This window comes from Yersinia vastinensis (assembly GCF_044905075.1).
GTDB classification, from domain to species: Bacteria; Pseudomonadota; Gammaproteobacteria; order Enterobacterales; family Enterobacteriaceae; genus Yersinia; species Yersinia vastinensis.
The window spans coordinates 2,304,411-2,329,468 of sequence record NZ_CP173260.1 but is presented as its reverse complement, the minus strand read 5'-3'; the positions used below and the strand labels follow the sequence as shown (position 1 = coordinate 2,329,468).

Genomic DNA, 25,058 nt, shown 5'->3' with positions numbered 1-25,058 from the left:
ATAAAGCTGAAGCCAGCTCTCCACGATTGACTGTAACAGCTGATTGACTCAACACCCGGTTTACCGGGTGTTTTTTATCAGGAGTGCTGAAAATGCTGCGCCGTTATTTATTCGAAATAACTCTAGGTACATTGGTTATTTGCGGTCTGATCACATTATTTTTTTATTTATAGAGCAAGCGGCTTAAGTCGCGTAAAAATTATTGAAATATCAATTACTGACAACATACCCTCTGACTAATAATGTCTATAGTTAGCAATAGTAGAACTCGTGATGAGTCATTTAATTCGTCGTTATTGGGTATGTTCATAAATAACCTCTTGGTCAGTAAATAAAGGCAAGGTTAACTATTTATGCGTTTATCTTCATTATTACTATTGAGTCTATTCCCTCTTTCTAGCGCTCTTGCCCTTTCGCAGACTGACACACCAAATGCTGACAACAGTATTGCTGATCAAACTACACTGTTTTTTGGTAAAGATGATCGCACCGCGGTATCCGATAGTGCTGACTGGCCATGGCAAGCCATAGGACAGGTTGAGACCGCCAGCGGCAACCTTTGTACCGCAACCTTAATATCCCCTCACCTAGCGCTCACTGCCGGCCACTGTGTTCTGACGCCTCCGGGTAAAATTGATCATGCGGTAGCCCTGAGGTTTGTTTCGCATAATGGCCATTGGAAATATCAAGTGACTGACTTAGAAACACTGGTTGAAGCTAAGTTAGGCAAGAAACTGAAACCGGATGGTGAAGGCTGGATAGTGCCGCCTGCTGCTGCAGCATATGATTTTGCACTTATTCGATTAACTAATACCAAACCAATCCCAATAAAACCGTTGCCACTGTGGAGTGGTGCCGCAAATGAGCTGACACAGGTGCTGAAACAAAATAACCGTAAAATAACGCAAGCAGGTTATCCTCTTGATCACTTAGATTCGCTCTACAGCCATGAGAATTGTCTGGTTACCGGCTGGGCGCAGCAAGGCGTACTTTCCCATCAGTGTGACACGCTCCCCGGAGATAGTGGATCTCCTTTACTCTTGAAAAAGGGCGATAATTGGTCTCTGATTGCCATTCAAAGTTCAGCTCCTGCCGCCAAGGACCGTTATCTCGCAGATAACCGTGCATTAGCCGTGACTGCTATAAAAGACCGGTTAAAAGTATTGGCGAATAAAGTGGTCAAAAAATCCAAATAAAAACTCCGCGCCCAATGCCATTCAGCATCAAGCGCGGAGACATTATTAATTAGGCAGAAAGCTGTTCCATGGTTTGTAAAATACGCTTGTCGGAAATGGGATACGGTGTGCCTAATTGCTGGGCAAATAAGCTGACACGCAGTTCCTCAATCATCCAACGAACATCTTTAACATCATCATCTTGCTGGCGTTTCGGTGGCAATTTATTAAGCCATTGTTGCCACATCTGCTGTACATGCTCCACTCGCTGCATTTGCGCGCGATCGCGGTGTGGGTCGACTGCCAACTTTTCCATTCGTCGTTCAATCGCCTGCAAATAACGTAGCGTATCCGGCAAACGTTTCCAGCCGTTATTGGTCACAAAACCACGGTAAATTAGGCCGCTAAGTTGTGCTTTGATGTCTGAGAGTGCTAAGGCCTGCGAGATATCTACCCGGCCTTTCAGTCGCTTATTAATACTGAAGACTGTAGTAAGGATCTGCTCAACTTGCTTGGCAATATCAACAACCGTTTCATTCAGTTCAGCACGAACTTTTTCTTGTAAACGGGCAAAATCTGCCTCTTGCCAGACTGGACCACCATATTGGGCCACGAGCTTATCGACCCCACAAGCGATGCAATCATCAATCAAATCCATCACTTTGCCATAAGTATTAAAATAGAGACCGAGCTTGGATTTATTCGGCAGCTTTTCATGTAAATACTTAATTGGAGATGGAATATTCAATAGCAATAGACGTCGAGTCCCCTGCCACATCGCTTGTTGCTGCTGAGATTCTGTATCAAACAAGCGAATGGCGACACTGTCTTTTTCGTCCACCAATGCTGGGTAGGCTTTTACTTCGTACCCACCACGGCGCTGTTCATAGCACTCAGGCAAAGAACCAAAACTCCAGATGTGTAGACCACTTTGTTCAATGCCATCATCAGCAACAGCAGAGAGCGTTTCCTGAACTTTGTCTTGTAACTGCAATTTCAACGCGGCCAGATCTTTTCCTTCGCGGAGTGTCCGGTTCTTATCATCTACCACGCGGAACGTCATTTTCAGATGATCGGGGACTTGTTCCCACTGCCAACTTTCACGTGACACCGTCACGCCCGTCATGCGCCTTAACTCGCGCTCTAAGGCATCCAACAGACCGGTTTCCAGTGGCGTAGCACGGGCCAGGAATGCTTCGGCATAATTTGGTGCGGGGACAAAATTTCGCCGAACTGGTTTTGGTAATGACTTGATCAGTGCTATCACCAATTCACGGCGAATTCCTGGGATTTGCCAATCGAAGCCCTGCTCTTGAACCTGATTTAAAATAGGCAATGGAATATGTACCGTCACCCCATCAGCATCAGTACCCGGTTCAAATTGATAGGAAAGCCGCAGTTTCAGCGAGCCTTGATACCAAAAATTCGGGTAATCCAGCGGACTCACTTTGTTCGCACCATCCTTAATCAGCATGGTTTTTTCAAAATTCAACAATTCTGGCTGGGTTTGACTAGTTTTCTTCCACCAGCTATCAAAATGACGAGCAGAAATAACATCACGACCAATGCGCTGATCATAGAAGTTAAACAGTGTCTCATCATCAACCAGAATATCGCGGCGGCGAGATTTATGCTCCAGCTCTTCGACTTCAGCCAGTAACTTTAAATTGGCTCGGAAGAAAGCATGGCGTGTTTGCCAATCCCCTTCGACCAATCCGTGGCGGATGAACAATTCACGGCAAAGCGGCGGATCGATCGGGCCATAATTTATTTTGCGGTCAACCACCACTGGCAACCCGAATAGGGTCACTTTCTCGCTGGCCATCACCGCTCCTTGCGCTTTCTCCCAATGTGGATCGCTATAGTGATGTTTAACCAAATGCTGTGCTAAAGGTTCAATCCACTCGGGTTCAATACGTGCAGCAATACGGCCCCATAAACGGCTGGTTTCAACTAATTCTGCCACCATGCACCACTTGGGTGGTTTTTTGAATAAACCTGAGCCAGGGAAAATAGCAAATCGCGCATTCCGTGCGCCGGTATACTCTTGTTTATCCACATCTTTCTGGCCAATATGGGATAATAGCCCGGTCAGTATTGCTGTATGTACGCTACGATAATCGGCCGCCACGCTGTTAACCGGGATCCCCAGTTCTTTCACAACCTGACGTAGCTGGGTATAAATATCCTGCCATTCGCGTACCCGCAGATAATTCAAGAAATCACTGCGACACAATTTACGAAACTGCGCTGAAGACAGCTCTTTTTGTTGCTCTTTCAGGTAATCCCACAAGTTCACAAACGCGAGGAAATCAGAGTCTTTATCGGCAAAACGACGATGTTTTTCATCTGAGGCCTGTTGTTTGTCCATCGGGCGTTCGCGTGGATCCTGAATGGACAGAGCCGAAGTGATGATCATTAACTCCCGCACACTACCACTCTTCTGCGCTTCAAGTACCATGCGGGCTAGCCGTGGATCGACAGGCAGTTGCGCCAATTGACGACCCAACGGTGTTAATTGCTGATGACCATTACTCGCAGTCTGTATCGCGCCCAACTCTTCCAGCAACCGCACGCCATCTTGAATATTGCGTTTATCTGGGGCTTCAACAAATGGAAATGCCGCAATATCGCCCAGACCCAGTGAGGTCATTTGCAGAATAACTGACGCCAAGTTAGTACGTAGAATCTCAGGATCGGTAAATTCAGGGCGTGAAAGGAAATCCTGCTCAGAATAAAGACGAATACAAATACCGTCAGAGACACGGCCACAGCGACCTTTACGTTGATTAGCCGAGGCTTGAGAAACCGGCTCAATCGGTAGCCGCTGCACCTTGGTACGAAAACTGTAGCGGCTAATACGGGCCGTACCGGGATCGATAACATATTTGATCCCGGGTACTGTCAGTGACGTTTCCGCAACGTTCGTCGCCAGCACAATTCGCCGTCCGTGATGGGACTGAAACACTCTATTTTGCTCGCTATTTGATAGGCGGGCGTAAAGTGGCAGTACCTCGGTATGCGGTAAATTTTGTTTTATTAGCGCGTCGGCGGTGTCACGAATTTCACGTTCACCGCTCATAAAGATCAGAATATCACCGGGGCTTTCACGTCCTAACTCATCGACAGCATCGAAAATAGCCTGAAGTTGATCCCGCTCAACGTCGTCGGCATCATCCACTATAGGGCGATAACGCACTTCCACGGGATAAGTGCGACCAGACACTTCAATAATCGGTGCATTGTTGAAGTGCTTGGAGAAACGCTGCGGATCGATAGTTGCGGAGGTAATAATGACTTTTAAATCAGGGCGTTTTGGTAATAACTCACGCAAGTATCCTAAAATGAAATCGATATTTAGGCTGCGCTCATGCGCCTCATCAATAATTAAGGTGTCATATTGCATCAGCAGGCGATCTTGCTGGATTTCGGCCAGCAAAATACCGTCGGTCATTAACTTAACCAGCGTGTTCTCACCCACCTGATCATTAAAACGGACTTTATAACCAACACAGCCGCCAAGGGGGGTATCTAGCTCATCAGCAATACGGTTTGCCACTGTTCGAGCTGCCAAACGCCGCGGCTGAGTATGGCCAATCACACCTTTGACACCGCGCCCCAACTCCAAGCAGATCTTTGGCAACTGTGTGGTTTTACCCGATCCCGTTTCCCCCGCGACGATAACAACTTGATGGTCACGAATGGCATTATAAATATCTTGTTTCTTCTGGCTGACGGGTAAGTTTTCGGGATAAGTGATCGCTGGACAGGCTGCTCGACGGCTGATAACACGCTGCATCGCAGTGGCTATTTCAGTTTCGATTTCGCGAGAAATGGCCTCGATGGCCTCAGGATTATTGACTTTTCGTGCGCCTTGCAGCCGACGCCGCATGCGCTGTTGGTCACGAAGCATCAACTCACCGAGTTGGGAAGATAATGCTGCGAGTGAAGATTTCACGTTCAGTGTTCCTTGTTACGATGCGGCTGCCACCGACGGTTTCAGCCCAATGATTTTATGCTATGAAATTGATTAGCCGATATTTTTTATTAATAGGTAGTCATTTTTTACCGACGAACAGGCGGTGAGTAACCCATAGCTTTTAGTGATATAAATCTTGCCTAATATGGTAACACAGTCAGAGTTTGCGCCGTAACCCAGCCGATATTGGCTATCTGATTATCATCATTCAATAAAATCGAACAAAGAACGCAAAATATTGCGCTATCACTGATAGAAAAAGATCAATAAAGTGTATTCCATTGAAAGGGCGTATCGCCTAAGTCTCTGTTACCTTTTAAGGAATTACGATGAGCAAAGTTCTGGTCCTGAAATCAAGCATCCTGGCAACTTATTCACAGTCTAACCAACTGGCTGATTTTTTTGTTGAACAATGGCAAGCCGCTCACCCTGATGATGAAATCACGGTACGTGATCTGGCAGCTCAACCGATTCCGGTATTAGATGGCGAGCTGGTTGGTGCTTTGCGCCCTTCAGATGCAACACTGACACCACGTCAACAAGAAGCTCTGGCGCTGTCTGATGAACTGATTGCCCAATTGCAGGCCAATGACGTGATTGTTATGGCCGCACCGATGTACAACTTCAACATCCCGACACAGTTGAAGAACTATTTTGACCTGATTGCTCGTGCTGGCGTAACTTTCCGTTACACCGAAAAAGGCCCTGAAGGTCTGATTACCGGCAAACGTGCCATTATTCTGACCAGCCGTGGTGGGATTCACAAAGATACCCCAACTGATCTGGTGGTCCCTTACCTGCGTCTGTTCTTAGGCTTTATCGGGATAACCGATGTTGAGTTCGTGTTCGCTGAAGGTATCGCTTATGGTCCTGAAGTGGCAACTAAAGCCCAAGCCGATGCCAAAGAGTTATTGACTCAGGTTGTTAGCGCTTAGTGGATAACTTTCGCGCACTGACGGGTGTCTCCGTTAATGCACGACTGAAGTAACCTTGTATTACCCTCGTTTTACCCAATGTTAAGAATTGCACGCTTTCGGGCGTGCTTTTTTATGTCCTGAAATCTCATACCTCAGCCAACAATGCCATTGCGCTCTCTTCATCGGTCACCAACCCATTTACCCAATGACCACTCAGCGCTGCTTTAATAGCATTGTGTTTCTCCTTGCCTCCCGCGATGGCAATTACCGGTTTTTCTGGCTGAATACGCAGGCTGACGCTGGTTAAACGACTATCTAATTCGTAACTAACACGCTGACCCTTGATATCGATAAAATTGCCTAACATTTCTGCCACCACATTTGATGCCATCAGCACATCCACATCCTGCTCAGAGATAAAACCATCTTTGTGCAGCGGACAGTGATACCCCATGGAGCCAATACCGATAAAGGTGACATCGGCCAGGGCGGCTTTTTCTGTCACTGTGCGATAAATACGGTGGTTGCACCACAAGTCGCGATCAGCCGCACTATCGGCAAACAGCGGTGCAGGCAAAATAAAATAGCGACCTTGTGTTTTCTCGGCCATCCACAGTGGGACGTCATAACGAGTACAAGAACCATCCGAGGCAATTGCCCCGATAAGTGAAACACAACTGTGCTGTGGGCGCTCAAAATCTGGCAACTCATCAATGGCGGCTTTCAGGCTACGCCCTGACCCCACGCCAATGACCAGCGGTTGCTCTTGTCGCAGAAATTGCGCCATCACCTCCGCTCCGACTACGGCAATCGCCCGCTGAATCCCCGCGCTGTCCATCCCTAAGCTGGGGACCACATGGCACTGATGCAAACCATACTGTTTTTGCAATTGATCAGCCAAAGCCATACAGCGACCAACGGGATGAGCAATGCTGACATTGACCAAGCCATTATCAATCGCACAAGCCACCAGCCGCTGTGCGACTTGGCGTGAAACCCCCAGTGCGTCAGCAATTTCATGTTGAGTCTGCCCGGCAACGTAATACATCCAAGCCGCTCTGGCCGCTTGATCCAATTTTTTATCACTTTTATGCATGGGATTATCTGCGTGGGTATCTGCGTGTGAAGTCATCATGTTAATCATTTTACGCTGCTCTTTGTCAGATTTTTACCTCTGCTGTCAATTATGTGAGCTAAAGCCCATCTAAAGGGCAAAAGTTACACTAACCTAACGCAATCAGAGCAAATGCCCAATAAAAGGGCTTATGCTCAATTTTATATTAATGCCTACTGTGATTGCGGAGAACACATAATGAACACTGAGCTGAACTCATCCCCTGCTGTGTGGCTACATATTGGTGCTGGCTCTTTCCATCGCGCCCATCAGGCTTGGTATCTGCACCGCTTGCTGGCTATGGGTGATAACCGCTGGTCTATTGCACTGGCGAATATTCGTGATGATGCCGCCCCCTTACTTGCAGCACTTCAGGCCCAAAAGGGCGAGTACGTATTGGAAACTGTCACTCCTGCCGGTGAGCGTCAGTACGAGAAAATCACATCACTGCGTAACATCATTCCTTGGGATAAAGAACTCAACCATCTGGTTGAACAAGGTAGCCAGCCAGAAACCCGCGTTATTTCTTTTACCGTGACAGAAAGTGGCTACTACTTAGATAATCAATTTAATTTACAGCAAGATAATGCCGATATTCAGGCGGATCTCAAAGGGGATTGCCGGACGATTTACGGGGCCATTAGCCGTATTTTACTGCAACGCCAACAGAAACAGTGTGGCCCGGTAACGCTGCTCAACTGTGATAACCTGCGCCATAATGGTGAACGCTTCCGCCATTGTCTGCTGGAGTTTCTTGCCCTACGCGATCAGCAGAGTTTGCTCAGTTGGGCCAGCAGTCAAACTCGTAGCCCAAATACCATGGTTGACCGCATTACCCCCCGTCCTTCCGCCGACATCGCCCCGCGGGTGCTGGAGCAAACCGGTTTTGCCGATAAAGTCCCAGTGATGGGTGAATCATTCATCCAGTGGGTGATTGAAGATGATTTTATTGCTGGACGCCCAGCACTTGAGAACGTTGGCGTCGAAATGGTGGAGTCTGTCCTACCCTACGAAGAAGCAAAAATTCGTATTCTCAATGCCAGCCACAGCTGTATCGCCTGGGCAGGAACCTTGATCGGGCAAAATTATATTCATGAAAGCACTCAAACTGACGCTATTCGCCAGATGGCTTATGACTATGTCACTCAGGACGTGATCCCATCACTGTCACCCAGCCCCTTAGATTTAGCCAATTATCGTGATGTCGTATTGGACCGTTTCAGTAACCCGTATATCCGCGACACTAACCAACGCGTCGCTGCCGATGGTTTCTCCAAAATCCCGGGATTCATTACACCAACATTAATCGAGTGCTATCAGCGTGGCAGTCAACCCGCAGCGACAGCCATGTTACCCGCCCTGTTCTTTGTCTTTATGGAAAGTTGGCATCAAGGCACTCTGCCATATGAATACCAAGATGGCATTTTGGATGCGTCTGCCGTTCACGCCATGTTCCAATCAACTGACCCGGTCGGTTTGTTTGCCCGTGACAGCAAACTGTTTGGCCCGCTCGCCAGCGACAGTCAGTTTGAACAACTGTTACGTCAATCCATTGACCGGGTAAATGCCTGGGTTTTAGCTAACCGTTAATCATCGACAAGGAGTGGCTATGTATCTGGGACTTGATTTGGGCACATCAGAAATTAAAGCCATGGTTATTGATGACCAAGGGCAAATTATGGCCAGTGAGGGCGAACCTCTCACTGTTCAGCGCCCGCATCCGCTATGGTCAGAGCAAAATCCGATAGATTGGTGGCAAGCCACGCAACGCGTGATTGGTCGCCTTCGGCATAAAATACCGCAGCGCTGGGGAGAGATTCTTGCGATTGGTCTGTCAGGACAAATGCACGGTGCGGTCTTGCTCAACCGAGAAGATCGCATTTTACGCCCAGCTATTTTGTGGAATGACGCTCGCTGCGCACGAGAGTGTGAAGAGCTGACTCGCAATGCGCCACAGTTACATCAAATTGCTGGCAATCTGGCGATGCCCGGTTTTACCGCACCGAAGCTGCTGTGGGTTGCTCGTCATGAACCTGAAATTTTCTCTCAACTGGCAACCGTTCTCCTGCCCAAAGATTATCTGCGCTGGATGATGAGTGACGACAAAGTCAGCGACATGTCCGACTCAGCCGGTACATTGTGGCTAGATGTGGCCAAACGAGACTGGTCTGACACCTTGCTGGCAGCTTGCGGGCTGTCACGCGATATGATGCCGCGATTAATTGAGGGGAATGAGCCTAGCGGCTATCTGAAATCTGATATTGCCCGTGAGTGGGGCTTATCTGATAACGTGGTCATTGCGGGCGGTGGCGGCGATAACGCAGCCAGTGCTGTTGGGATTGGCGCTATCAATCCTGGTGATGGTTTTATCTCCTTAGGTACATCTGGAGTATTGTTCGCCGTCAATGATTGCTACCGTCCGAATCCGCAATCTGCCGTGCATGCCTTTTGTCATGCGTTGCCACATCGTTGGCATCAAATGAGCGTGATGTTAACGGCAGCCAGCGCCCTGCGCTGGTTATGCCAGTTGCTGGGGACCAATGAAACCACTCTGCTGTCAGAGATAGCCCAATTGAGCCGAGCAGAGCAACGACTCGCACCGATTTTCCTGCCATATCTGTCCGGTGAACGTACCCCCCATAACGATCCTTTAGCCACTGGGGCATTCCATGGCATGACCCATGCAACCGATCGTGCCGCACTCGGGTATGCGGTGCTTGAGGGCGTCACTTTCGGTATCGCCGATGGCTTGAAAGTATTGCAAGACGCAGGCACTCAGTTAACTCAAGCCTCTCTGATTGGAGGCGGTGCTCGCAGTGCATGGTGGGGGCAACTGATGGCGGACACCCTTAACTTACCGATTGTTACTCACAGTGGCGGTGAGGCTGGCGGGGCTTTAGGCGCAGCACGTTTAGGCTGGCTGGCGGCTGGCGGTAATGAAGAGCGAGTGTGCACTAAACCGCAAGTCGATCAGCGGTTTGTGCCTGACATTAACCGGCAGGATGCCTTATTCGTCCGCCTTGAACGCTACCGATTGCTCTATCAACAGCAAAGGCAACTACGCCAATCATTATCAAAGTAAATACAGATTCGCTGTCCCTACAAACTCAATGTACTTATAAACAATAAGCTAGCGCTCATGCGCCAAAGGAACTTGCCATGCAAAAAAAACCTACCCATTGGTTTGGTTTGCCGATGAATTTGTTCTGGGGTTACATTGCCATTGCCATTTTTATGAGCGGCGATGGTTTTGAAATGGCCTTTTTATCTAAACATATTACCGATATGGGCTTTTCCCCAGCCCAATCGGCTTTTGTGTTTACTATTTATGGCTTAGCCGCCGCAATAGCGGCTTGGAGCTCTGGTGTAGTGGCCGAAATCATTACGCCGCAGCGCGCCATGCGGATTGGTTTTATCCTTTGGGTGGTGATGCATTGCCTGTTTATGGTGTTTGGCCTAGGCATCAAAAGCTACCCGCTGATGCTGCTGTTTTACGGTATTCGTGGTCTGGCTTATCCACTGTTTATTTATTCGTTTGTCATGCTTATCGTGCAAAACGTCCCCAAGCAACAGCTCTCTTCTGCCATGGGATGGTTCTGGGCAATGTATTCTATCGGGATTGGCGTAGTTGGCAGCTATTTGCCTAGCTTCACCATCCCAATGATTGGCGAAACAGGCACTCTGTGGTTTGCCATTGTTTGGGTCACGATGGGTGGCATGATGGCATTGATATTGCTGCGTAATGTTGGCACTGCCAGCCCGAAAGCTGCACTTTCCAATAAAGAGAAAATAAAAGAATTGTCGCGGGCAGTAACAATTTTATTTACCAATAAAAATATTTTCTTATCTTGCCTGATCCGCATCATCAACACGTTATCGCTGTTTGGTTTCGCCGTTATCATGCCCATCCTGTTTGTTGGTCGTCTCGGTTTTACCATGTCCGAATGGCTGCAAATCTGGGCGGTATTCTTCTTCGTGACCATATTCACCAATATTATGTGGGGGATTTTAGGGGAAAAAATTGGTTGGATGCGGCAAGTGCGTTGGTTTGGTTGCATTGGCTGTGCCCTTTCCAGCCTGGCGTTCTACTATATTCCCGTTCACTTCGGGCATAATTTCTGGGCCGCACTGATCCCTGCGGTCATGTTAGGCATCACTGTTGCAGCCTTCGTCCCCATGACCGCCGTCTTCCCCGTGTTGGAGCCAGAACACAAAGGTGCGGCTATTTCGATTTATAACCTGTCTGCGGGACTGAGTAATTTTGCCGCTCCCGCCATAGCATCACTGGTGCTACCCTTCTTCGATATCGTCGGTGTCGTGTGGGTCTATACTGCCCTCTACTTGATTGCTGCAGTGCTGACCCTGATTGTCAAAGTCGAACAACCGGGCCACGAAGATACCTATTACCGCAAAGAGACGCTCAATAGCCTCAGCGGGCATCCCGCAGCAGCCAGCTTACAAGCTGAACGTTAAACCGTTATGTTGTGTTGGAACTGATCACTTTTGCCATAAAAAAACGCCCGTATAAAACGGGCGCTTTTTATCAACTTGAAGCTATCGTCAACGTTTTATCCACTGCCCGTTAATACCACGCACATATTCCCCAGGCCCCGCGCGAGCAACCAATTTTTGCCCCGCCACCTTGGCTACATCCTCAATTGAAATATGATTTCTCTGCGCCACTTCCTGATATTTTTCGGTTCTGGCGATATTGATTTGCTCCACCAACGCCAGCGTTTCAGCATCTTTTTTCACTGGGGCCAAATACCCATTGAGTGTTTCACCCACTCGGCCCTGCTGCTTTGCCTGCTCTAAGGTGAGTGCAAAAGCCCCCATGCTAAACAGCAAACTGGTGCTTAACACAACGCCACTCAATATCGCCTTGAACCAACGTTGCTTGCCACCAATCCAACTTGAAGTATTCTTTTTCATTATGGCTCCTTAGAATAAATTGGATTGATTTTTAAGCAAATTTTCCACATCTTTATCCACTCGGATCTGGATTTCATGCTCAATCTTGACGTTCATATTAATCGTGATAGGTTTTTCAGGCGTCGCTACCTCAAGGCGTAAACAACCACTGAGCAGAAAAATACCCAGCACTATGGCGATACGTTCCCATGTTAAGATCTTCATTCCTTCGCCCTCGCAGGTATTACTGTTGGTTTTAACGAAATGTTTGGTTGTAACGAGATAGTTTGCTGTAACCATTCTTGTAAATTGTCACCAAACCTCAGACTACGCCAGAGTTGGAACACATTTTCCTCGTGTCGATAATTTAATACTATCTCTCGTTTTGAGTTTTTCTGCGTATTTACACCATGAATCTTTGAAAGTAATGTTAATTCCCCTAAGTTATCCAAATTCACGGTGGCATAAGATTGGTAAATCTCCATATAGCGCAACCAGTCAATCGCCGCTCCGGCGACAAAGTTGCTCTCACTAATTGAGTTTGCCAGCTCCTGATCCAGACGCAGCGTCACCATCCCATCATTAGCAATCCAGCCATTATGCACCAACCACTGCGGGTTATTGAGATACAAAGGCAACTCGCCGTTCACTTTACCCGACATGGCAAATTGCTTGGGCTTGAGCACAGTAAACAGCTCACTTAAGTCAATGCCGGTTAATTTCAACACGGCAGCATCATGTTGCGGTATACGTAATGCAGATAAACTTAAGTGGCCTTTTAGAATATCCATACCCACGTTGCTTAAGGTCAATGGGGCTTTTTCTGAATAAGGGAAGGTCCCTTGCAGATTGGCGGTAATGTTTTGCATTTCAAACAAATTAGTGACTGAGGCGATGCGTAACGTCACCGGCTCTTTCGCCCCTAGCTGCCAGTGACTATCCTGTAAACGGTACGACATAACGAAATCCAGCCCGCTCATTTCACCGTCTTTCAGCCACATCCCACCATGTTTCACTACCCAGTGTCCGCCCGCTTTAAATCCTTGCTCTCGGGCTGCGGAAAAAGCGGCCTGAGCATACAGTTCCCCATCACGCAGCTTAATACCCAAATCAGGTGAGATAAGTGGTTGGAATACAGTTAGTGACTGTTTTGGCCACCAGCCTTCACCACGTAACCGCTCACCATCCCAGCGACCGTTAAGTGATATTGGCCCGATCGCCTGAGCCTGTAATTTTCCTTGCCACAAGAAACTGTCGGGGTCTCGCCCATTGAATTGCAGTGATAATACTGTTGGTGGCAGATAGCCTCCACCATCACTAAACGCCACTTTTTTAGCACTCAGTTCAAATCCGGCAATGAAGGCTGGATGATGATGGTCACGCTGCCAGCTCAGTGGCTTCACTAAGGTGAGCCGCGGTGCCTCCACCTTAGCAACACCATACTCCAGACGGTCAAAACCGGTCGACAGTTTCTCCACTGTTATCAGTGACCCCTGCCAACGCCCATGCCCCCCCATATCCCAACGCGCCGCCAGTGGTGGTAGGCGGCCATTCCCCCAATACCGCCACTGCCAATCCCCTTTGTCTGGCCAAAATTCTTGCGCTCGCCCATCAAGGTGGACATTGAAGTTACCCCAATAACTGTCCTGCGCATCCACAATCGCCTGCAGGCGGCCCGTCACACCTGCGGCGGTCACCTTAACGCCAGCTAAAGGCCAACGAGCATCTCTGATACGCAATTCTGGGGTGACATTGCCATGAGCACGTAGTAGCGCGCCAGGATGCAGTACCCACGTCGGATTGAGTACCGAACCGCTAAGTAAACCTGGGATGGTGGCATTTAGCACCATCCTTTCCAAATTAGCCTGCCCACTTAGCTGGAACTTTAAATCACTGTTTGTCAGGCTCAAGTTACCCGGCCCCAAGGTCAGGACAGCATTGCCTTTACCACTAGCCCCTGAGGTAATCACATTAATGCGAGCATCAATCAATGTTTGGTCTAACCCCTGATCCCAGTCATGCAAAGTAAGATTAATGCCACCACTTAACGGTTGCAGGGTATACGGCCATTGCCATTGCCCCCCTGTAATCTGAATACTGTTGGGTGAAACGTGCCACGGTAGACGAGCAAGTGGCGAATCATCACCCCGCTCAGTTAATGTCAAAACACCCTGTTGTTGTTGCCAGCTTAAATTCAGCAAGAGGGGTTTAGACAAATACCCCGTTGTCAGTATTCCATTGAGTGCACCCTGCTCAGGCCAATCATCCATTGATAATGGAATTTTGATTTTCCCGCTCAGTTCGAAGGGTTGTGGTGTACCGGGCACCGCAATAGAGAGTTGATGCACACTAAGCTGTTGTGCTTGGTCCAGAGTGGCAGAAAAGCGCAATTGTTGGCCTTGATAATGCAGTTCTTGAATCAGCTTCTGCTTATCCGGTGAGGTCAGCGTCAATTTACCCGCATATTGCTGCCACGGCGTGATTTGCAGATTGGCGATATTCACATCCAGCATGGATAACTGCTGTTGCCAGTACGCCAAATCTTGCGGGGCACTCTCGTCGCTACGGGGCAATTGGCTCAAACAAGCTGTATCCAAAGCAACCTGATTTGCCCCAAGCTGCCAGCGGTCTTGATGATAACCTATACTCAATTGGTCAACATTCGCGAGGGTGCAGTCTTGCACTTGATAGCGCAGTTGTGGGATTAGCAAGGCCCGGGCTTTCCAGACCGGAGGGTGGGTTAAAATGAGCTGACTACCCGCAGGCAGCCAAAAATGTGCAACTTTCGGTAACCACTGCGGTAGAGTTTTCCAGAGTATCATCAGAGACACTGCGCTGATTAATAACAACCAACCCACTATTTTTGCGCATTTAGCCATGACTTGCCTTGTTTTATACCCACCATGATTTCCGGTGTGCTTTAATCACTGCAGCCTAAACTGCCGCGAGATACCATAATCAATATAGCTAACCTTGTAGCCCGAATAGACCTGTTGCCATTGAAAAACGGAATAAAAACCTTACCTCATTGGCATGAGAATGTTACAAGCCTTATTGAACTTATTATTGTCGCAAATTGTATGATTTATTCAAATCTGTTAGATTGATCACAATATTTTAGCGGAGTATTCATGATGAAATTAGCCGTTTACAGCACTAAACAGTATGACCGCAAATACCTCGAATTGGTCAACAAAGATTTTGGCTTTGAATTAGAGTTTTTCGATTTTCTGTTGACCCCCAAAACAGCAAAAATGGCTGCGGGTTGTGAAGCGGTCTGTATTTTCGTCAACGATGATGCTTGCCGTGAGACATTAACAGAATTGAAAGAAGCGGGTGTTACGATTCTGGCGCTACGCTGTGCTGGCTTTAATAATGTTGATTTGGACGCGGCCAAAGAATTGGGTATTCAAGTCGTTCGTGTCCCAGCGTACTCGCCAGAAGCGGTGGCTGAACATACCGTGGGTATGATGATGAGCCTTAACCGTCGAATTCATCGTGCTTATCAGCGTACTCGTGATGCCAACTTCTCGCTGGAAGGTCTGATTGGCTTCAATATGCATAACCGCACGGCGGGGATTATCGGCACCGGTAAAATTGGCGTGGCGACCATGCGGATTCTGAAAGGCTTTGGGATGCGTCTGCTGGCTTTTGACCCCTATCCAAGTGCACAAGCATTGGAATTGGGTGCTGAATATGTCGATCTTAAAACTTTGTATGCCGAATCTGATGTGATTTCTCTGCACTGCCCGATGACGCCAGAAAACCATCACTTGCTCAATAAACAAGCATTTGATCAAATGAAAGACGGTGTGATGATCATCAATACCAGTCGCGGTGGCTTGATTGATTCAACGGCAGCAATCGACGCCTTGAAGCAGCAAAAAATTGGCTCACTCGGTCTGGACGTTTATGAAAACGAGCGCAATTTGTTCTTTGAAGACAAATCTAATGACGTGATTCAGGATGACGTTTTCCGCCGTCTCTCTTCATGCCACAATGTGTTATTTACGGGTCACCAAGCATTCTTGACCGAAGAAGCGTTGACCAGCATTTCTGCTACAACAATGCAGAATATTGAGCAATTGATAAAGGGCGAACAATGCCCGAATATAATTACCGCTCAATAATCTATTAACGCATAAGCGATAGGGTGTTCTTATGAACCCTCTATCGCTTTTTAGCGTGCCGGACAAGCACCACGCATTAATGCCCACTCTTCACAACGCTTACCATCAGGTAATTGACACATCCCGATACTGCCACCACTAAGTTGTTTGGCAATCGTTAATACACCGCCCACATTGGCACAATTTACTGCTGCGGGATTAGACATATCGAGATTATGATGAACATTGGCACTGGTGCCCTGCTGCACCGGCTCATAAGCATCGTAATTCGCGGTATCTGTTGGATCATTGCTGCTACAAGCGGCTAAAAAGAACACAGCGCCGCCAACAAACCAAGATAATGCTTTCATTCTTTTGTTCCAACATGAGAGTTATATAGCGTTATATAATATCTGTTATAATTAAAACACAACACAAATAAGCATAAATGCAATAATTTAATTTAGCGTCGTTCACAGCAAGTCGCCAAATTATCGTAATACTCCAGCACTCGCCTGTGATGACAATATTCAAATCAATATTGATTATATTAAAAATCAAATACCTATTGTCTGCATAAAAATAAAACAGGAATAATCATGATCACGGATTTACTACTACGAATTGCCTTAGCCGGAGCGCTCGGTGGGTTAATAGGTATAGAACGACAGTTGCGTTCTAAAGAAGCAGGATTGCGTACACATATATTGGTGGGTATTGGGAGTGCCATGTTTATGATTGTGTCTAAATATGGTTTTGAGGATTTATTGACGTTAGAACATGTCAGTTTTGACCCTAGCCGTGTCGCAGCACAAGTTGTTAGTGGTATGGGCTTTCTGGGTGCCGGGACCATTATGATTCAAAAACAGATGGTTAAGGGGCTAACAACCGCTGCGGGGATGTGGGTTACCGCCGCAATTGGTCTGGTGATTGGTAGCGGCCTGTACGAGATTGGGATTTATGGCACCTTAATGACGCTGGTGGTGTTGGAAATCTTCCGCCAGTTAAGTAACCGGCTGCTTGGTCAGCATCATTATATTGCTATTACATTATTACCGCAGAGTGTACCGCGCATTCTGGTCGCCCTAGAAAAACTGCGTTTACGACCAATGAATCTTTCAGTAACACAGAAACGCGATGAGAATGAAACAGACTGTGAATTAACAATGGAAGTGACATTGTCACCAAGAAAAAGTTTGGACAAGATTTATGAGACATTATTGGCTATCGAAGGAATACATCGATTAGATATTAAATAACCGCAATCCTATCCACCCGTCCCAAGACTTACACCGCGTTATCGTTTTAGCTGCGATAACGCGGAAATCAGATAACTGCTCCCGCATCTGCCATAGAGGATTAATGCATCGGCGTTTTTGACAACAAATTAATGACCAATACTCCGGCAATAATCAACGTCATACCGACAATTGCGGCCCAATCCAGCTTTTGCTGATACATAAATGTGGCAGCAACTGATACTAAGACAATCCCCAGCCCCGACCAAATCGCATAAGCAATCCCCAATGGCATGGTTTTTACGACCTGTGATAATCCCCAAAATGCGATAGCGTAGCCAATCACGACCACAATAGAGGGCACCAAACGGGTAAAACCATCAGAGGCTTTTAACATTGTCGTTGCCACAACTTCAGCCACGATTGCCATCATTAAATACATGAAACCACTCATTATCACTCTCATATTTCAGTATTGGGTCGACATTATGCCCGTCAGTGATTAAATGTTCATTAAATCTATTTCCACTTCACAATTATTTCACAAATAAACTTAATCTAAGTGCATTAATTGTCCAGCTTGGTTGCCCGCGACATCTAATTACAATCATAAATAGTTTTCTAATTGTAATAATTATTATCTGATGACGGTGATATACCCCCAGACCAATGAGATTCCTTATTTTCTGCATAGTATGAGATACCCACCGTCACACAAATGCGATAACTGGCAAAAATACTCTCTGCTAGAATTTCATTATTAGTTCAAATAGCCAGATATACCCAATAAATTTCAATATGCAGAAAGGCACGATTCTCTGCATGACAAGCAATGTGAAGGTACAAATTAATGATTACTACTGACGGTAACAGTGCTGTCGCTTCTGTGGCCTATCGTGCCAGTGAAGTTATTGCTATCTACCCTATCACGCCAAGCTCCACCATGGCCGAGCAAGCAGATGCGTGGTCTGGTGATGGCAAAGTCAATATCTGGGGGGATGTCCCTCGTGTGATTGAAATGCAGTCTGAAGGCGGTGCGATTGCTACCGTACATGGTGCACTACAAACCGGAGCGCTATCGACCTCCTTTACTTCATCGCAGGGATTGCTGTTGATGATCCCAACGCTGTATAAGCTGGCTGGCGAACTGACACCTTTTGTTCTTCATGTTGCCGCCCGGACCATCGCCACCCATGCGCTGTCTATTTTTGGCGACCACTCCGATGTTATGGCGGTTCGTCAAACCGGCTGTGCAATGCTTTGTGCTAGCAGTGTGCAGGAAGCGCAAGATTTTGCCCTCATTTCTCAGATGGCAACACTCAATAGCCGTATTCCATTTATTCATTTCTTTGATGGTTTTCGCACCTCTCATGAGATCAATAAAATTGTCTCGCTAAGTGATGACACTCTGCGTCAGTTACTGCCACAAAAAGCGATAGACGACCACCGCAGCCGAGCCCTTTCCCCTGATCATCCTGTGGTTCGGGGCACCTCAGCCAATCCTGATACTTATTTCCAATCTCGTGAGGCGACCAACCCTTGGTATAACGATACTTATCAACATGTTGCTGATGCGATGCAAGCGTTTGCCGAAGCAACTGGGCGTGAATATAAGCCATTTGAATATTACGGTCACCCGCAGGCTGAACGCGTTATTATCTTGATGGGTTCAGCAATAGGGACTTGTGAAGAAGTCATTGATAGCCTGCTAACCCGTGGTGAGAAAGTGGGCATGCTGAAAGTTCGGTTATTCCGGCCCTTCTCCGCCACCCATCTGCTGAGTGTCCTACCTCAATCTGTGATTAGCATTGCTGTGCTGGATCGCACCAAAGAGCCGGGCGCACTGGCCGAACCACTCTATCTTGATGTGATGACTGCACTGGCAGAGGCTTATAGCCGTGGCGAACGCGCGACATTGCCCAAAGTTATCGGTGGCCGCTATGGGCTATCTTCCAAAGAGTTTGGCCCAGATTGTGCATTGGCTGTGTTCCGCGAATTGTCGCAAGATCAGCCACGTCCGCGCTTTACTGTGGGCATTTTTGACGATGTCACTGGCTTATCATTACCGTTGACTGACGAGAAAATTGAGCAACGCGCCACATTGGAAGCCCTATTCTATGGCCTGGGCAGTGATGGCTCGGTCTCTGCAACAAAGAATAATATCAAGATAATTGGTAACAGCACCTCGCTGTATGCACAGGGCTATTTTGTTTATGACTCCAAAAAGGCCGGTGGCCTGACGGTCTCACATTTGCGTGTCAGCGAGACACCCATTAACTCAGCCTATCTGGTCAGCCATGCCGATTTTGTTGGCTGCCACCAGTTGCAGTTTATCGATACCTACCAGATGGCTGAACGCCTAAAACCCGGCGGTATCTTTCTAATTAATACTCCTTTTAGTGCAGATGAAATGTGGCAGCGCCTGCCACAGGAAGTTCAAGCAGTTTTGCATCAGCGTGGAGCTCGCCTGTTTGTGATTAATGCGGCGAAAATTGCGCGCGAGTGCAAGTTAGGTGCGCGTATCAACACCGTCATGCAAATGGCCTTCTTCCATCTGACACAAATATTGCCAACGGCGATGGCGCAAGAGCAACTACGGGCTGCGATTGACCGCAGTTACAGTAATAAAGGGCCAGAGATTGTGGCTCGCAACTGGCAGGCACTTGACGCCACTTTGGATGCGTTAGTGGAAATTCCACTGCAACCCATTAATGAAAATAGCCCGATGCGCCCACCGATCGTCTCTGATCTCGCACCAAACTTCGTTAAAACCGTCACCGCCACGATGTTGGCTGGTTTAGGGGATGCTTTGCCTGTCTCCGCATTTCCGCCGGATGGTACTTGGCCGGTGGGGACGACACAGTGGGAAAAACGTAACATTGCTGAAGATATTCCTATTTGGCAGCCTGATCTCTGTACTCAATGCAACCACTGTGTCGCTGCATGCCCGCACTCGGCCATTCGTGCCAAAGTAGTACAACCAGAGGCGATGTCGGGGGCACCTGATAGCTTGCAATCGCTGGATGTTAAAGCCCGCGATATGCGTGGTCAGAAATATGTGCTGCAAGTCGCACCAGAGGATTGTACCGGGTGCAATCTGTGCTATGAAGTTTGTCCGGCAAAAGATCGTCAACATCCAGAAATCAAAGCGATTAACATGAAACCGCGACTGGAGCATTTGGAGGAAGAGAAAGCACACTATGATTTCTTCCTGAAATTGCCAGAAATCGATAAAACCCAAATGGAACGCATCGATATCCGAACTTCGCAGCTTATTTCGCCACTGTTTGAGTACTCGGGTGCCTGTTCCGGCTGTGGTGAAACCCCGTATATTAAATTGCTGACCCAGTTATATGGCGACCGCTTGTTAATTGCCAATGCCACTGGATGCTCTTCAATCTATGGCGGCAACCTCCCCACCACGCCTTATACCACCAATGCCGATGGCCGTGGCCCTGCATGGGCTAACTCGCTATTCGAGGATAATGCTGAATTCGGTTTGGGCTTTCGTCTGACGGTCGATCAACATCGTCAACGGATCATTCGTTTGATCAATCAACTGGCACCTCAACTCCCGCAAGATTTGGTGAGCGAATTACTTGAGCAAGAAGCAACACCAGAAGTACGTCGCGAACAGGTCACACAACTACGTCAGTTATTACGCGAAATCCCGGGAGATGATGCCCTGCAATTAGCCACTGATGCTGATTATCTGGTGGATAAATCTATCTGGTTGATTGGCGGTGATGGCTGGGCTTATGACATCGGTTTTGGTGGGCTTGACCACGTATTGAGTCTGACCGAAAACGTCAATGTGCTGGTACTCGACACTCAGTGTTACTCCAACACCGGTGGCCAGCAATCTAAAGCGACGCCTCTGGGCGCTGTGACCAAATTTGGCGAACACGGTAAGCGTAAAGCGCGCAAAGATTTGGGCGTCAGCATGATGATGTACGGTCATGTGTATGTGGCGCAAATTTCATTAGGCGCACAGTTGAATCAGACGGTGAAAGCCATTCAGGAAGCCGAGGCCTATCCTGGCCCATCTCTGATTATTGCTTACAGCCCTTGCGAAGAACATGGCTATGATCTGGCCTACAGCCATGATCAAATGAAACAATTAACTGCCACCGGTTTCTGGCCACTGTACCGCTTCGATCCGCGCCGTGCAGATGAAGGGAAAGCTGCTTTAGCACTGGACTCTCGCCCACCAAGCAGTAACTTAACGACCACATTGCTTAATGAGCAACGCTTCCGTCGGCTTAACACCCAAGAACCTGAGGTGGCGGCACAACTGTATGCTGCGGCCGAACAAGACCTGAAAAAACGCTATGACTTCTTGAGCCTGCTTGCGGGCAAAACGGAGAAAACTTCCGCAGAATAGTAGATGAGGTTAATGCGTTAACTCCACAGCCAGCCAGTGCCCTACTGACTGGCTTTTTATTTTGTACCTTATTCTATTGCGCACCACCCCAACGTTGAAATACCACCGTATTAAATTAGATGAAAACTTAGCGCAAATTCAGTATTTAATTTATTCGGCACGATACATATAGCAACATCTAATATAGTGCGGATTTCATTTCAATAATATGGACCGTTACGGACTTTGTTGATATTGATGGTGAGATAATTATTAATAACAGTAGTCAATTCAAATGGTTTCGTATAAGTCATCACTCAATATCTCACTCAAAATGAGTCACGTATAAATTAAAATACTAATACATGCACTTATTGAATGATAAACTTGTGCGCAACAATGCCCCGTTATGCTCCTAATTGGATATGAGTCACGAACAAATGCAAGAGAAACAAGTGGTTAATCAAAAAGAACAATACAATTTGAACAAATTGCAAAAGCGTCTGCGCCGTAACGTGGGTCAGGCGATTGCCGATTTTAATATGATTGAAGAAGGTGACCGTGTCATGGTCTGCCTGTCGGGCGGTAAAGACAGTTATACCATGCTCGATATTTTGCAAAACCTGCAAAAAAGCGCGCCAATTAACTTCACCTTGATTGCTGTAAATCTCGATCAGAAACAGCCGGGTTTCCCTGAAGATATCCTGCCAGCGTATCTGGATAAGCAAGGTGTAGAGTACAAAATTGTTGAAGAAAATACCTACGGGATAGTGAAAGACATTATCCCTGAAGGGAAAACCACTTGCTCACTGTGTTCACGCCTGCGCCGTGGCATTTTGTACCGCACCGCCAGCGAACTTGGGGCAACAAAAATAGCGTTAGGTCACCATCGCGATGATATTTTGCAGACACTGTTTCTGAACATGTTTTATGGCGGGAAATTAAAGGGCATGCCGCCAAAGCTGATGAGTGATGATGGCAAACATGTAGTGATCCGCCCACTAGCCTACTGCCGTGAAAAAGATATTGAACGTTTTGCCGTTGCCAGAGAGTACCCGATAATTCCTTGTAACCTGTGCGGCTCTCAGCCAAATCTGCAACGTCAGGTGATTAAAGACATGTTACGGGACTGGGATAAACAATATCCGGGGCGCATCGAAACCATGTTTAGTGCAATGCAAAATGTTGTACCTTCGCATTTGAATGACCATAAATTATTTGATTTTAAAAGCATTACTCATGACAGCGACATTGTGGATGGTGGTGATTTGGCTTTTGACCGTGAAGAGTTACCACTGCAACCCGTTGGCTGGCAACCTGAAGATGATGAAGAGAGTGAAAAGCAGCCGTTGGTTCGTCTTGATGTGCTAGAAATAAAATAAGCGGCTAACTGATATCGCCTTGCCATAGGATAGTGACGAGGCGAATCGTTTTTGGGTCTTATTGCTTGTTTGTACACAAAAAATGTATAAAAAAATGCCGATGTTGAAACAACATCGGCATCGTAACAATTATGTGCTATGCAGTAATTCAAAATAAAAGTATTACAAATATGGAGCGCAACGCCCATCGCTTGACGTTGCATTCACCTGCAAAGTGATAATGCCTGAGTCATAACCGTCAAATCTTGATATGGCTCAATTTTGCAGTGATTAGCCCCCCATCTGGCATACTCTTTTCCTCGTCGTCTTCTTACCCATTAGAGCCATTTACTGCGCTTTAACCCCCAGGCAACACCGAGCACCAAAACCACCAACATCATACAAAACGTCGCAAAACCAAAGGAATCAGTATTCCCCGGAATTCCCCCAAGGTTAACGCCAAATAATCCGGTCAAAAACGTAGTGGGTAAAAACACCATGGCTAAAAGTGACATGGTATAAGTTCTTCGGTTCATTGCGTCCGCCATTAATGAGCTAATCTCGTCGGACAAAACCGCTGTACGCGCAATGCTGGCGTCTAAATCCTCTAAACCGCGCCCCAGTCTCTCTGAGATTTCTTGCATACGACGCCGGTCATCGTCATTCATCCACGGCAAGCGCTCACTGGCCAAGCGGGAAAAAACATCGCGTTGAGGTGCCATATAGCGGCGCAGTACAATCAATTGTTTACGTAGCAGTGCCATCTGCCCACGCTGGGGGATTTTTTGCTCCAGCAGGTCGTCTTCAAGATCGATAATCTTGTCATGCAAATCTTCAATAAACTCGCTGGTGTGGTCGGTCAGACCATCGACAATTTCCACCAGCCAATTGCCGCTGTCTGTTGGGCCTGTGCCACTTTGCAAATCATTCAGCACATCATCGATGGAGTACACCTTGCGATGTCGGGTTGAGATAATCAGTTTATCTGTCATATAAACCCGAATAGTGACTAGCTGATCAGGCCGGGCATCGTTGTTAAAGTTAATCCCGCGCAACGTTATCATCGTGCCATCACCCAAGCGAGTTACCTTGGGGCGAACACTTTCACCGGCAAGGCCGTCACGAACAACTTCGGGAAGTAACGGCGTATTTTGCAGCCAGGCCGCACTTTCTGGATGTGTGTAATCCAGATGCAACCAACAAGGCTGCTCCGCAGTGGCAATGGCATCAGTGCTGATTGATGTCACCCCCCCTTTACCATCAAGCTGATAGGCATAAACGGCATCAGAAACCTGAAGTGCTTTTCCTTCGACTACATCCACGACAACATCCTCTATTTCGGCATTTATCATGCAATTAGCTCAGTGTAGCGCTAGCAACCTTATCTTTAAAGGTGGTGAACTCGGATAGCCTCAATCGCCAATAAAATCACAGGCAGCATCGTGAATGATTTTCTTGTAGTCACTCAATTTATTTGTCATGAGGTTTAGTATAAAAGCATTGATATTCAACGACTGGCTTAAGGATGCATAAGGATAAAGTCAGCGGGAGTAATGCGGACTTTGATGTACAATTTTGTGCAGTTACCACGTTGTATATTCAAGGAATATTGATTATGGAAATCAGCTTCATTACGTTAATGAAAGCATTAATTGGTGGCGCAGGGGCTGGGTTTGCACTGACCGGCGGTTTGTCATTTTTAGTGCCCACATTAACGGTCACTGCTTCCCTCGCATTGACATTTGCAGCCATTGGAGGCGCACTTATTGCGGGTGTCTATCTGAGACAAGTTTTGGTGAACTAAATTGGAACCACTTTCTTCCCACTGGTACTCACCACAAACAACAGATGAGTTGACTAAGTTTTACTGTATTATCTGTATTTCTTATAT

18 protein-coding genes are annotated in these 25,058 nt (G+C 47.2%); 10 read left to right on the top strand and 8 right to left on the bottom strand.

Features of this window, described 5'->3' with window-relative positions:
* Positions 1–353: 353 nt before the first annotated feature.
* Positions 354–1,196 (top strand): serine protease, encoded by an 843-nt coding sequence (locus ACIOG0_RS10930; protein WP_050097639.1) that lies wholly within the window; start codon positions 354–356, stop codon positions 1,194–1,196.
* Positions 1,197–1,245: 49 nt separating this feature from the next.
* On the opposite strand, the gene hrpA is transcribed toward ACIOG0_RS10930, so the two are convergent.
* Positions 1,246–5,133 carry an ATP-dependent RNA helicase HrpA gene (gene hrpA, locus ACIOG0_RS10925; RefSeq protein WP_404705039.1) on the bottom strand — a complete coding sequence of 1,296 codons (3,888 nt, stop codon included), beginning with the start codon at positions 5,131–5,133 and terminating at the stop codon, positions 1,246–1,248.
* Positions 5,134–5,483: 350 nt separating this feature from the next.
* Between hrpA and azoR the strand changes: the two genes are divergently transcribed.
* Complete coding sequence (azoR, locus tag ACIOG0_RS10920; protein WP_050139559.1) at positions 5,484–6,089, top strand: FMN-dependent NADH-azoreductase; 606 nt, start codon at positions 5,484–5,486, stop codon at positions 6,087–6,089.
* 127 nt (positions 6,090–6,216) lie between these two features.
* On the opposite strand, the gene ACIOG0_RS10915 is transcribed toward azoR, so the two are convergent.
* Positions 6,217–7,167, bottom strand: coding sequence for a sugar-binding transcriptional regulator (locus tag ACIOG0_RS10915; protein ID WP_050097761.1), 951 nt, complete (start codon positions 7,165–7,167; stop codon positions 6,217–6,219).
* A 216-nt stretch (positions 7,168–7,383) separates the two neighbouring features.
* Here ACIOG0_RS10915 and dalD point away from each other — a divergent pair, with 216 nt between their 5' ends.
* From dalD to ACIOG0_RS10900, 3 genes are all read left to right on the top strand, one after another.
* Entirely contained in the window at positions 7,384–8,775 is a 1,392-nt protein-coding gene (dalD, locus tag ACIOG0_RS10910; protein WP_050097637.1) for a D-arabinitol 4-dehydrogenase, read from the top strand.
* A 19-nt stretch (positions 8,776–8,794) separates the two neighbouring features.
* Entirely contained in the window at positions 8,795–10,267 is a 1,473-nt protein-coding gene (gene xylB, locus ACIOG0_RS10905) for a xylulokinase (RefSeq protein ID WP_050139561.1), read from the top strand.
* Positions 10,268–10,344: 77 nt separating this feature from the next.
* On the top strand, positions 10,345–11,658 hold the full coding sequence (locus tag ACIOG0_RS10900) for an MFS transporter (protein WP_050097635.1): 1,314 nt from the start codon (positions 10,345–10,347) through the stop codon (positions 11,656–11,658).
* 87 nt (positions 11,659–11,745) lie between these two features.
* Here the strand turns inward: ACIOG0_RS10900 and ACIOG0_RS10895 are convergent, their stop codons facing one another.
* The 3 genes from ACIOG0_RS10895 to ACIOG0_RS10885 are packed head-to-tail and all read right to left on the bottom strand — an operon-like array spanning position 11,746 to position 14,975.
* Positions 11,746–12,117 carry a YdbL family protein gene (locus ACIOG0_RS10895; protein ID WP_050097634.1) on the bottom strand — a complete coding sequence of 124 codons (372 nt, stop codon included), beginning with the start codon at positions 12,115–12,117 and terminating at the stop codon, positions 11,746–11,748.
* Between the two features lie 9 nt (positions 12,118–12,126).
* Complete coding sequence (locus ACIOG0_RS10890) at positions 12,127–12,321, bottom strand: YnbE family lipoprotein (protein WP_050097633.1); 195 nt, start codon at positions 12,319–12,321, stop codon at positions 12,127–12,129.
* Positions 12,318–14,975, bottom strand: coding sequence for a YdbH family protein (locus ACIOG0_RS10885; RefSeq protein ID WP_050097632.1), 2,658 nt, complete (start codon positions 14,973–14,975; stop codon positions 12,318–12,320). Before ACIOG0_RS10885 ends, ACIOG0_RS10890 begins: the two co-directional genes overlap by 4 nt.
* Before the next feature lie 255 nt (positions 14,976–15,230).
* Here ACIOG0_RS10885 and ACIOG0_RS10880 point away from each other — a divergent pair, with 255 nt between their 5' ends.
* Positions 15,231–16,226, top strand: coding sequence for a 2-hydroxyacid dehydrogenase (locus ACIOG0_RS10880; RefSeq protein WP_050097760.1), 996 nt, complete (start codon positions 15,231–15,233; stop codon positions 16,224–16,226).
* A 50-nt stretch (positions 16,227–16,276) separates the two neighbouring features.
* Here ACIOG0_RS10880 and ACIOG0_RS10875 read toward each other — a convergent pair whose 3' ends face one another.
* Entirely contained in the window at positions 16,277–16,576 is a 300-nt protein-coding gene (locus ACIOG0_RS10875) for a DUF333 domain-containing protein (protein WP_128451684.1), read from the bottom strand.
* Between the two features lie 228 nt (positions 16,577–16,804).
* On the opposite strand from ACIOG0_RS10875, the gene ACIOG0_RS10870 reads away from it, so the two are divergent.
* Positions 16,805–17,464, top strand: a complete 660-nt coding sequence (locus ACIOG0_RS10870; protein ID WP_050097630.1) for an MgtC/SapB family protein — start codon at positions 16,805–16,807, stop codon at positions 17,462–17,464.
* Between the two features lie 100 nt (positions 17,465–17,564).
* Here the strand turns inward: ACIOG0_RS10870 and ACIOG0_RS10865 are convergent, their stop codons facing one another.
* Positions 17,565–17,897 carry a multidrug efflux SMR transporter gene (locus ACIOG0_RS10865; RefSeq protein ID WP_050097629.1) on the bottom strand — a complete coding sequence of 111 codons (333 nt, stop codon included), beginning with the start codon at positions 17,895–17,897 and terminating at the stop codon, positions 17,565–17,567.
* A gap of 396 nt (positions 17,898–18,293) precedes the next feature.
* Here ACIOG0_RS10865 and nifJ point away from each other — a divergent pair, with 396 nt between their 5' ends.
* Complete coding sequence (gene nifJ / locus ACIOG0_RS10860; RefSeq protein WP_128451685.1) at positions 18,294–21,827, top strand: pyruvate:ferredoxin (flavodoxin) oxidoreductase; 3,534 nt, start codon at positions 18,294–18,296, stop codon at positions 21,825–21,827.
* Between the two features lie 419 nt (positions 21,828–22,246).
* On the top strand, positions 22,247–23,188 hold the full coding sequence (gene ttcA / locus ACIOG0_RS10855; RefSeq protein ID WP_050097627.1) for a tRNA 2-thiocytidine(32) synthetase TtcA: 942 nt from the start codon (positions 22,247–22,249) through the stop codon (positions 23,186–23,188).
* Positions 23,189–23,505: 317 nt separating this feature from the next.
* On the opposite strand, the gene zntB is transcribed toward ttcA, so the two are convergent.
* Positions 23,506–24,489 carry a zinc transporter ZntB gene (gene zntB, locus ACIOG0_RS10850; protein ID WP_050097759.1) on the bottom strand — a complete coding sequence of 328 codons (984 nt, stop codon included), beginning with the start codon at positions 24,487–24,489 and terminating at the stop codon, positions 23,506–23,508.
* Positions 24,490–24,782: 293 nt separating this feature from the next.
* On the opposite strand from zntB, the gene ACIOG0_RS10845 reads away from it, so the two are divergent.
* Positions 24,783–24,971 (top strand): hypothetical protein, encoded by a 189-nt coding sequence (locus ACIOG0_RS10845; RefSeq protein WP_050097758.1) that lies wholly within the window; start codon positions 24,783–24,785, stop codon positions 24,969–24,971.
* Positions 24,972–25,058 lie beyond the last annotated feature (87 nt).

Bases quoted from the DNA above. Each gene is read 5' to 3' on its own strand.
- ACIOG0_RS10930 (WP_050097639.1), top strand. From the start codon at position 354: ATGCGTTTATCTTCATTATTACTATTGAGTCTATTCCCTCTTTCTAGC.
- azoR (WP_050139559.1), top strand. From the start codon at position 5,484: ATGAGCAAAGTTCTGGTCCTGAAATCAAGCATCCTGGCAACTTATTCA.
- ACIOG0_RS10915 (WP_050097761.1), bottom strand. From the start codon at position 7,167: ATGCATAAAAGTGATAAAAAATTGGATCAAGCGGCCAGAGCGGCTTGG.
- dalD (WP_050097637.1), top strand. From the start codon at position 7,384: ATGAACACTGAGCTGAACTCATCCCCTGCTGTGTGGCTACATATTGGT.
- xylB (WP_050139561.1), top strand. From the start codon at position 8,795: ATGTATCTGGGACTTGATTTGGGCACATCAGAAATTAAAGCCATGGTT.
- ACIOG0_RS10900 (WP_050097635.1), top strand. From the start codon at position 10,345: ATGCAAAAAAAACCTACCCATTGGTTTGGTTTGCCGATGAATTTGTTC.
- ACIOG0_RS10895 (WP_050097634.1), bottom strand. From the start codon at position 12,117: ATGAAAAAGAATACTTCAAGTTGGATTGGTGGCAAGCAACGTTGGTTC.
- ACIOG0_RS10890 (WP_050097633.1), bottom strand. From the start codon at position 12,321: ATGAAGATCTTAACATGGGAACGTATCGCCATAGTGCTGGGTATTTTT.
- ACIOG0_RS10885 (WP_050097632.1), bottom strand. From the start codon at position 14,975: ATGGCTAAATGCGCAAAAATAGTGGGTTGGTTGTTATTAATCAGCGCA.
- ACIOG0_RS10880 (WP_050097760.1), top strand. From the start codon at position 15,231: ATGAAATTAGCCGTTTACAGCACTAAACAGTATGACCGCAAATACCTC.
- ACIOG0_RS10875 (WP_128451684.1), bottom strand. From the start codon at position 16,576: ATGAAAGCATTATCTTGGTTTGTTGGCGGCGCTGTGTTCTTTTTAGCC.
- ACIOG0_RS10870 (WP_050097630.1), top strand. From the start codon at position 16,805: ATGATCACGGATTTACTACTACGAATTGCCTTAGCCGGAGCGCTCGGT.
- ACIOG0_RS10865 (WP_050097629.1), bottom strand. From the start codon at position 17,897: ATGAGTGGTTTCATGTATTTAATGATGGCAATCGTGGCTGAAGTTGTG.
- nifJ (WP_128451685.1), top strand. From the start codon at position 18,294: ATGATTACTACTGACGGTAACAGTGCTGTCGCTTCTGTGGCCTATCGT.
- ttcA (WP_050097627.1), top strand. From the start codon at position 22,247: ATGCAAGAGAAACAAGTGGTTAATCAAAAAGAACAATACAATTTGAAC.
- ACIOG0_RS10845 (WP_050097758.1), top strand. From the start codon at position 24,783: ATGGAAATCAGCTTCATTACGTTAATGAAAGCATTAATTGGTGGCGCA.